Origin of the sequence: Caldicellulosiruptor bescii DSM 6725 (genome assembly GCF_000022325.1) — a bacterium.
Lineage (GTDB): Bacteria > Bacillota > Thermoanaerobacteria > Caldicellulosiruptorales > Caldicellulosiruptoraceae > Caldicellulosiruptor > Caldicellulosiruptor bescii.
This window is the reverse complement of record NC_012034.1, coordinates 2910863-2919718: the sequence shown is the minus strand read 5'-3', so window position 1 is coordinate 2919718 and position 8856 is coordinate 2910863. Positions and strand designations below refer to the sequence as shown.

Below are 8856 nucleotides of genomic sequence, written 5' to 3'. Positions count from 1 at the left end.
AAGTGTTATCCACAATGTTATCAACAACTGTGGAAAACTAATTTCCACAACCGAAAATATGTTTTATAATTTTTAGAAGCATTATTAAATATACCAAAAAAAATTATCCACATCAATAAGAAAATATATTTTGAGAATCAAATTTTCCACAGTGAAAAAATTGTCTACATCCTGTTAAAAGTCTGTGGATAAAAACTGTGGATATGTGGATTATTTTTGTGAATTAAATTTATTAAAATTGATTTTTCACATGTGGATATCTTGATTAACGATGGTTGACTTTTTTAAGAAGGATTGTCTTATGAAGGTGCAGAAAAAAGAATGGGTTTTAAAAAAGTAAGTAAACATAGTTTTTTCTGTGGACAATTTTTGTGTTATATTTGAGGGTTTTTTAAGTTTCGTGTTTACATAAATTGAGAAAATAGCTTGTCAAATAGCTTTTCAATCAAAATGTGCGGATTTGGCACGTTTTTCTTGATGTTTAGGATTAAACTGAGTAAAAGCCCTGTGAAAATTAAAATGCTTGTAAAAAACATTTCTTTTTGCAGATACCTTCTTTTTAAGATAAAATATTCTGTAGCAAAAAGTAGCATGTAAACAATAACTATAAATCCTATGTTCATGGCCTTTTTTCTCCTTTAATTTCATTCTTTCATCATACCAAATCGCCTTATGAAAGGCTTTACAACAATTGAGACCGAAATAGAATTTTTGTCAAAATTTAAAGGCTTTTTGTATGAAGAGTAATAAATATCGCCAAGGTGCAGAATATCGCAATTGAGTTCAAACGATTTTTTCAATACCTTCTGAACATCGTTTCTGATAGATTTACTAAACTCTTTTTTTGTTTTTTCAACCAATGAACTTGAGATATAAGAGTTTGAATATTTTTCACCAAGGTTTGTCTCTGTGGTTATTTGCAGGATGAAAAAAGCTTTGCCAAGTTTTCTTTTAACATTGATGTTGCTCCTGCTTTGAATAAGTTCTAAAGAAAATATGTCTTTTCCAAGCTTTATAGGATATATCCCTCTTTTTATTTTACCAGCTGCCCACAAAAGTCCTCTTAACTCCTCGTGTGTAAGATACCCTACTAGTTTATAGTTGCTAAACACAGCCATTTTTTCTACATAAAACATCTGGGATTGTGAAGATTGTTTTAATGGTGATTTTATTGTCACAAATGGGACAGGTGCAGTTTTTGACTTAGTATTTGACATCTTTTGAAACTCATATATGCTAATAGGAAGCGTTTTTGAGTTTGCAAAATAATTTTTTATTACATTTTCAAGTTCTTTTGCAGGTATTGACTCTATTGGGACATTTGAATTTAAGAATTTTTCGATGTCATCTGAAGTAACAATTAGATACGCATCTGGACGAAATTCATGATATCTTAAGAATATGTCAAGAACATTTTCAATTCCTTGATGTGCAACTTTTTCGCTAATAACAATAATCTTGTTGTGTGAAAAGAAAAGTTTTTTGTCTGACGAAAGTGTTGTATTTCGAATAGCATCAAATATGCTTTTGCCTGTTGAAGAAAAACACCACACTCCTTTTTGCTGAAAACTGGAAGGTATATTTGTCGGAGTTTTGAGCACCTTTGGTTTTAATACCTGATATGTGAGTTTGAACTGTCCACTTTGGTTTTTGTCAATTCCAACTGCCTGAACAATCAATATATCGTTGAGTTCTTTTCTATTCCAGCAACCTGTCAGAAAGGCTAATGTTAATAAAATCAGTGTTAAATAAAATACAAACTTTTTCATTTTTTTCTCGCCCTCAGCTTTATTTTTGCAAATATAAGGGTAAAAAGCGGTATGAAAAATATGAAGATGTATGAGTACAGTGTAAAATACTTATAGCTCATAAACCTGTCAAGGGACAAAAAATTAGGAATTATATAAAAAACAAAGGGTGCAAGCACAGATGTAAAAGGAATTGCATATGCAAAATGGTCTGCAGTGTTTCTCAGCTCCTGCACTGTAGTAAGAAGAATGTACATGAAATATGTGATTTTAAGAAATATGCCCATTATCCAAATTGCCATGTGAAGCGATTCAAACCTTTCAAGAAACTCTGCAACACTTAACACTTTGATAGCAGAATAAAATGGAAATGAGAGCCTGCTTGCCTGGGTATATCCAAAAAGAGAAAGTACTATGATTGTAATTGCAAGATAAAATATGTCAACCAGCAAGAAAGCAAGTGCAATAGTTTTTGTCATGTCTTTGATTGTACAGTTTTTGTTCTTGACTATATACGGGTTTATCATACCAATTGTGATTATTTCAGAACTAAGTGAACACAGGTATATTCCACCAAAGATAGACTGTGATATATTTTTCTCTAAAACGGGTTTTAAAGCTGCAGGGTCGAAAAATCTTAAAGATATTATCATAATAATTGCAAGACTCAAGATTGTAGCAAATGTTGTTATCTGGCCAAATCTTGCCAAAGGCTCTATCCCTTTTTTAAGTGCATAAAAACAGACAGTCAACATTGTCACTATGAAAAAAAGAATTGGTGTTTCTGGCATGACAGCTGTTGCCATGAACTCAACAAACTGTGCAACCTGTATTGCTGTGATGTGAAAGAAAAACCAGACATATAGGATAGACAAAACTATAGATAATCTTCCAAATACAATATTGAGGATATTTGTAAATGTATGGTTTGGAAATAAAGAACAAAGATAAATAAGTGGCATTGATACTAAGATAGAAAATGGGTACATGAACACAACCGAAAGCCATACGTCCTGGTTTTTTGGTGGCGCATTGAATATTGGCAAGAATGTAAGAACCATCACTATTCTGTTTACAAAAAATAGACACAAAAACTGAGAATATGATATTTTTGAATTTGACATTTTACTGGTCTACCACCCAACCTTAGAAATTTTTATTAAAGATAATAGGTCGCTTTTTCAAAATTCTCCAAGGAAGTCTTACAAACACATCTCTGAGATCATTGACTACCATTGGAGCTATTGGTGCAAGATAGTTTATTCCAAATGATTTTAAGCTACAAAGATGAATTATCATAAGAATCCATATAAGCATTATTCCGTAAAGTCCGCAGATAGCAGACATTACAACACACGCAAACCTTATGATTGTGACTGCGTCAGAGATTGCAGGAATCATAAAAGCGGATATTGCAGTAAATGCAACTGTTACAACCATTGGAGCCCCGATAAGTCCAGCTGATACAGATGCCTCACCAATAACAAGAGCACCAACAATAGAAATTGCCTGGCCCACCGGCCGTGGAAGCCTTACACCGGCTTCTTTTAGTATTTCGTATATAACAAGCATTGTAAGGGTTTCTGCAAACGATGGAAAAGGTATTCCCGCCTGAGCACTTGCAATGCTAATTAAAAGCGATGTTGGTAAAAGCTCCTGGTGAAATGTTGTAACTGCAATGTACAGTGCCGGCAGGGTTGTTGCTACAAAAAACGAAAAGTATCTCAAAAGCCTTACAATGCTGTAGTAATAAGGCCTTGAATAGTAGTCCTCACTTGTCTGGAAAGCTTCAACGAAAAGGTAAGGAATGGTCAGAGCAAAAGGTGTTCCGTCAACAAGTATTGCAACCCTTCCTTCCATAAGTTTTCCGACAACCACATCTGGTTTTTCTGAGTTTCCGACAGTTGGAAAGATTGAATATTTGCCGTCTTCTATGAAAGATTCTATATACCCTGATTCGAGAATGTATTCCATATCAATCTTTTCAAGGCGTCTTTTTACCTCATCTACAAGTTCTTTTTTTGCAATGGATTCTATATAACATATTGCGATATCTGTTTTAGATATTTTACCAATTTTTATTGACTCAATCTTAAGTTTTGGGTCGCGAATTTTTCTTCTGATAAGCGCTGTGTTAGTTCTCAAGTTTTCAGTAAAACCTTCCCTTGGTCCTCTTACAACAACCTCTGTGTTTGGCTCTTCAATTCCGCGGGATTCCCATCCGCGCACAGATATCAAAAGACATCTGTCTACGCCATCAATAAAAAGTGCAACATCACCGCACAATATACAGTGAACTGTCTTTGCCCAGTCTCTCTCTTCTGTTATACAGTGACTATACAGAATGTTTTCTTTTATGAAGATATACATCTCTTCACATGAAGACTGGTCCTTTTTATAAATACTGATATCTCTCATGAGCGGTTTTAAAATGTGTTCATTTATTACCATCTTGTCAACAAGCCCATCTATCATGACAAGAAAAGATCTTATATTGCTGTTTCCAATCTTGAACTCTCTTATTATAAGGTCGCTAAAGTTTCCAAATTCGTTTTTAATATTTTGAATATTTTGGTCATAAAACGGTGTAATTGAGTTTAAAATAGATCCTTTTTTCATCTTTTTCTCCTGCGAGATATTTTCTGATACTAATTTTGCCCAACAGGGAAAAATAATATACAAGTAACTTTAAAAAGTGGTATAATTCTTTAACAAGAGGCTGAAAAAAGGTAATGGTAATGAAAAGAAAATTAATAAACAGCAAAAACTTAGTGTAAAATATTTATAGGACATTGGATGGAAAAAAGCTCCCTCCTCTTGGTAGAAGAGAAAAAATGAAGTAGAATATAATGATGAAAAAATAAAAAAAGAAAAAGGAAAAACAAACCAAAGGAGGGAGCAAAATGACTGAAAATATTGTATCAAAAATAGAAGAACTTTTAAAGACTTTTGAGGAAGGATTAGAGAAGATAGTGAAAAGGGAGAAGGATTTAGCGGAATATTCAATTGAACTTAAGAAGCAGTTAGACCTGATAGGCAAGGAGATGATAAAGGAAGCATGTGAACTTATAGATGAATCATTGAAAGAAAACGAAGAGAGGAAGAAGAGGTATGAAGTTGTGAGGAGAGACAAGAGGGGTTTAAAGACAATATTTGGTGATATTGAATATGAGAGAACATATTACAAAGATAAGGAAGGCAAAGGATATGTTTATTTAGTTGATATAGTTTTAGGGATAGAGAGATATCAAAGGATAGACAATGCGGTAAAGGGAGCGATAATAGAGAGAGTAGTAGACATGTCATATGAGAAGGCAGCAAAGGAAGTATTAGGGGAGGATAGGATTAGTAGACAAAGTGTAATGAATATTTTGAAAGGGATAGATAGTAAAGAATTAGATGAAATCCAGCATAGCAAGAGTGTAAAAGGAGAGAAGAAAGTTGTAAAAGAGCTTTATATCGAGGCGGATGAAGACCATATTTCATTACAGAATGGGAAGAAAGAGATAGCGAAGCTTGCTTACATAAATACGGGATATAAGGAAGAGAAGGGCGTTGTTATTAGGAAGGAATTAAAGGATTTGCATTATTTTAGCAGTGTAAAAGAGGATGCAGATGATTTTTGGGCAAAAGTGGGTAAGTATATTGAAGAGAATTTTGAAGTTGAGAAGATAGAAAACATATATCTTTTAGGAGATGGAGCTAATTGGATAAAGAAGGGATTAGAGTGGATAGATGGAGCGGAATTTGTATTAGATAAGTTTCACTTAACGAAGGAGATAATGAAAATAGCAGGAGGGGATAGAAAATTATTTAATGAGATTTTGAAAGCATTAAGAGAGAAGGATAGAGAGGGATTTGAGGCATTAGTAAAAGAAAAGATGGAGGAGGTAAAAGAAGATGAGTTAGCTAAGAGGAGGATAAAGAAGGGAAGGAGATACATACTTTCGCACTGGGATAATATAGTATTAGAAGCAGCGAATGTTAATATAAAGGGATGTAGTGCAGAAGGGCATGTAAGTCATGTATTAGCAGAGAGGATGAGTTCAAGACCAAGAGGATGGAGCGAAGATATAGCGGAGACCATGGTAAAGTTATTGAGTTTAAAATATAATGGTTTTGAACTTATGAATGTATATTTAGAGAAGATAAAAGCCAAGAAGTCAGAAAGGCAAGAAGTTAAAGAAATAGCAAAAGGAATTATAAAGAACGGGAAAAGAGTACGAAAAGGTACGGAAAAGTGGAATAATATACCAGTTATAGCAAATGGTAAAGTTAACCAGTTACGAAGAGCATTAAAGTCTTTGATTAGTTGTAGCTTCTATAATGCAGGTATATTCTGATAAAAATTTTTTCCTACAAACTCTTGACACTATCCAGCAAAAACAACCCTTTGACTTTTTTGCATGATTTGGAGTATAATAAAATTTGTTTTACTGTATGCTGAGAGACAAGAATATAGTTATAGCATAAACTTTTTTAGAGGGAGGAGGGCAGAATATGAAAAGGACATACCAGCCTCATAACAAGAGAAGAAAAAGAACACATGGATTTTTGGTAAGAATGAGAACCAAAGGCGGAAGAAAAGTATTAAAAAGAAGAAGACTCAAAGGTAGAAAAAGACTTGCAGTGTAGTTGAAGACCACTTTAGAATAAAAAAGTGGTCTTTTTACTTAAAATAAAGAATCAATTTCAATGAAAAATATATTAACGAGGAAAGAAGTGAATGAACAAGTTTGTCACGCTCAAAAAAAACGAGGAGTTTGAAGCATGTATAAGAAGAGGAAGGTTTGCTGCCCAGGAGAAGGTTGTTGTGTATTCATTGAAAAACGGGCTTTCGATTAGCAGGTTTGGAATTTCAATGTCTGCAAAGCTTGGCAAAGCCACAGCACGAAATCGGTTTAAAAGGATTGTGCGGGCATGGATTTTAGAAAACATGGATAAAATCAAGCAGGGATTTGACATTGTGGTGATTGCGAGGAAGATTAAAGATGATAAAATAAAGGCAAGAGAGATTCACTTAAAAGATTTTAAAGATGACCTTGAAAAGGCTTTTAAAAGACTGAGGCTTTTGAAAGAGGAATGAAAGATGAGAGTAAAAAAATATATTTTACTAACATTAAAATTTTTGATAAGATTTTATCAGAAGTTTATATCACCGCTAAAGATTGTGCCAAGCTGCAGGTTCTACCCGACATGTTCAGAGTACACGTTGCAGGCAATTGAAAAGTATGGATTTTATGGGCTATGGCTGGGATTTAAGAGGATTATCAAGTGCCATCCATTTCATCCCGGTGGATATGACCCTTTAAAGTAGAAATAATTTGAAATTGAAATAAAAAGTTAGAGAATTAGAGGAGGAAAGAAATTTTGAACCCGACATGGCTTGATTTTTTAGCAATTCCGCTTGGAAGACTTTTGAAGTTTATATACGACTTTTTACACGGTGCTCACATCCCAGGAAGCTATGGTATAGCTATCATACTTCTTACATTGATAGTAAGAGGGCTTCTTCTTCCTTTATATATAAAACAGATTCAATCAACATCCAAGATGGCAGAGGTTGCACCAAGACTTCAGGAAATACAGCAAAAGTACAAAAACGACCAGAAAAAGATGCAAGAAGAGATGTTAAAACTGTATCAGGAGACAGGTTACAATCCTGCAGGTGGTTGCTGGCCGCTTTTGATTCAGATTCCTATTTTGTTTTCGCTGTACTATGTGTTTCAGAACCCGCTTGTGTACGTGCTTGGAAAATCTCATCAGTATGTCAAAGACCTCATAACAGGTGCAACAGGTTACAATATCACACAAAGGATTGTAAATGAGGCTCAAAAATTGGGACTTGACATGCACTTTTTCGGAATAAACCTTGCCCAGAAAGAGCTTATAGTGCTCCCAATTTTGAGTGCTGTGTTTTCTTTCTTGTCAATCCTATATTCGATGAATAGCCAAAAGAAGTTCAACCCGCAGTATTCTTCATCCCAGACAAATGCCATGGCTGAAGGGATGAACAGGAGCCTAATGATTTTCAGCCCTCTTATGTCTTACTTTATAGCCCTGCAGGTGCCATCTGGTCTTGTGCTTTACTGGACGGTATCAAACCTGTTCCAGATCTTGCAGCAGTTTATAGCAAATGAGGTTGTGTACAAAAAACTCAAACACAAGAAAGAGGAAGAAGAGAGGAAAAAACAGCTCGAAAAACAGGCACAAAAGATGCAGGAGGTTGAAGTAAAAGAAGAAAGAATTGAAAATGAAGATGAGTCTGAAACGGCTAAAGGCAAACACGAGAATTCTCAGGAAGATGAACAGGAAAGAATAAGGAAAAAAGAGCTTGAAAAATTGAAACAACAAATTTCTGGCCAGCACAGAACAAGTAAGAAAAAGAAAAAGTAAAAAATTTCTTGTGCGGAGGAGAAATTTTTATGAAATGGGTAGAGAAAACTGCAAAGAGTGTTGATGAAGCAGTTGACCTTGCTTTAAAGGAGCTGGGGATATCGCGCGATAAGGCTGAAATTGTGGTGATTGACGAGGGGGCAAAAGGAATTTTAGGGATAATTGGCGCGCGTCCTGCAAAGGTAAAGGTGATTGCAAAGCAAACACCTGAAGAGAAGATTGAGGAGTTTTTGAAAAGTGTGCTTGCTAACATGGATGTTAAAATTGACAGGATGGATATGGTAAGGGATGGCGAGTTTATAAAAGTAAATATTTTTGGAAAAAATACATTTAAGCTTATTGGCAAAGATGGTGAGGTGCTTGATGCTCTTCAGTTTTTAACAGGTGTAGTTGTAAACAGAGGAGTAAAAGAAGATGAGACTGTCAGGATTCTTCTTGATTGTCAAAACTTCAGAAAGAGAAAAGAAGAGCGACTAAGAAGACTTGCACTGTCGCTTGCAGACAAAGTGGCAAAAAGTAAAAAAAGTATTAAACTAAGACCTATGACTCCATACGAAAGAAGAATAATCCACACCACTTTGCAAAATCATAGGTTTGTCACAACATATTCAGAAGGGGAAGAACCGTACAGAAAAGTTGTAATTACATTAAAATAGATTGATATAGATTTGAAAAGCAGGGTAAAATACTTTTGCCCTGCTTTGTTTGTATT

10 protein-coding genes are annotated in these 8856 nt (G+C 34.6%); 6 read left to right on the top strand and 4 right to left on the bottom strand.

The features are described from left to right. Positions 1-404 precede the first annotated feature (404 nt). From ATHE_RS13980 to ATHE_RS13965, 4 genes are read right to left on the bottom strand one after another with little or no spacing between them, the layout of a single operon-like run. On the bottom strand, positions 405-623 hold the full coding sequence (locus ATHE_RS13980; RefSeq protein WP_013431448.1) for a hypothetical protein: 219 nt from the start codon (positions 621-623) through the stop codon (positions 405-407). Between the two features lie 21 nt (positions 624-644). Further along, on the bottom strand, positions 645-1769 hold the full coding sequence (locus ATHE_RS13975; RefSeq protein ID WP_015909055.1) for a Ger(x)C family spore germination protein: 1125 nt from the start codon (positions 1767-1769) through the stop codon (positions 645-647). Then, a complete protein-coding gene (locus ATHE_RS13970) occupies positions 1766-2872 on the bottom strand; it encodes a GerAB/ArcD/ProY family transporter (RefSeq protein ID WP_015909054.1) in 1107 nt (368 codons plus the stop codon). Before ATHE_RS13970 ends, ATHE_RS13975 begins: the two co-directional genes overlap by 4 nt. A gap of 22 nt (positions 2873-2894) precedes the next feature. Beyond that, positions 2895-4367, bottom strand: a complete 1473-nt coding sequence (locus ATHE_RS13965) for a spore germination protein (RefSeq protein ID WP_015909053.1) — start codon at positions 4365-4367, stop codon at positions 2895-2897. Between the two features lie 284 nt (positions 4368-4651). Here ATHE_RS13965 and ATHE_RS13960 point away from each other — a divergent pair, with 284 nt between their 5' ends. From ATHE_RS13960 to jag, 6 genes are all read left to right on the top strand, one after another. Next, positions 4652-6091, top strand: a complete 1440-nt coding sequence (locus ATHE_RS13960; protein ID WP_015906731.1) for an ISLre2-like element ISCbe4 family transposase — start codon at positions 4652-4654, stop codon at positions 6089-6091. Positions 6092-6248: 157 nt separating this feature from the next. Further along, complete coding sequence (gene rpmH, locus ATHE_RS13955) at positions 6249-6383, top strand: 50S ribosomal protein L34 (protein ID WP_013291559.1); 135 nt, start codon at positions 6249-6251, stop codon at positions 6381-6383. 91 nt (positions 6384-6474) lie between these two features. Beyond that, the gene (rnpA, locus tag ATHE_RS14535) at positions 6475-6834 is read left to right on the top strand and encodes a ribonuclease P protein component (protein ID WP_015909052.1); all 360 of its coding nucleotides are present in this window, start codon (positions 6475-6477) and stop codon (positions 6832-6834) included. 3 nt (positions 6835-6837) lie between these two features. Beyond that, a complete protein-coding gene (yidD, locus tag ATHE_RS14530) occupies positions 6838-7065 on the top strand; it encodes a membrane protein insertion efficiency factor YidD (RefSeq protein WP_015909051.1) in 228 nt (75 codons plus the stop codon). 53 nt (positions 7066-7118) lie between these two features. Further along, positions 7119-8144 carry a YidC/Oxa1 family membrane protein insertase gene (gene yidC, locus ATHE_RS13940; protein WP_015909050.1) on the top strand — a complete coding sequence of 342 codons (1026 nt, stop codon included), beginning with the start codon at positions 7119-7121 and terminating at the stop codon, positions 8142-8144. Positions 8145-8173: 29 nt separating this feature from the next. Next, on the top strand, positions 8174-8800 hold the full coding sequence (gene jag, locus ATHE_RS13935; protein ID WP_013431441.1) for an RNA-binding cell elongation regulator Jag/EloR: 627 nt from the start codon (positions 8174-8176) through the stop codon (positions 8798-8800). Positions 8801-8856 lie beyond the last annotated feature (56 nt).

Coding starts and splice junctions, on each gene's coding strand:
- ATHE_RS13980 (WP_013431448.1), bottom strand. CDS start 623: ATGAACATAGGATTTATAGTTATTGTTTACATGCTACTTTTTGCTACA.
- ATHE_RS13975 (WP_015909055.1), bottom strand. CDS start 1,769: ATGAAAAAGTTTGTATTTTATTTAACACTGATTTTATTAACATTAGCC.
- ATHE_RS13970 (WP_015909054.1), bottom strand. CDS start 2,872: ATGTCAAATTCAAAAATATCATATTCTCAGTTTTTGTGTCTATTTTTT.
- ATHE_RS13965 (WP_015909053.1), bottom strand. CDS start 4,367: ATGAAAAAAGGATCTATTTTAAACTCAATTACACCGTTTTATGACCAA.
- ATHE_RS13960 (WP_015906731.1), top strand. CDS start 4,652: ATGACTGAAAATATTGTATCAAAAATAGAAGAACTTTTAAAGACTTTT.
- rpmH (WP_013291559.1), top strand. CDS start 6,249: ATGAAAAGGACATACCAGCCTCATAACAAGAGAAGAAAAAGAACACAT.
- rnpA (WP_015909052.1), top strand. CDS start 6,475: ATGAACAAGTTTGTCACGCTCAAAAAAAACGAGGAGTTTGAAGCATGT.
- yidD (WP_015909051.1), top strand. CDS start 6,838: ATGAGAGTAAAAAAATATATTTTACTAACATTAAAATTTTTGATAAGA.
- jag (WP_013431441.1), top strand. CDS start 8,174: ATGAAATGGGTAGAGAAAACTGCAAAGAGTGTTGATGAAGCAGTTGAC.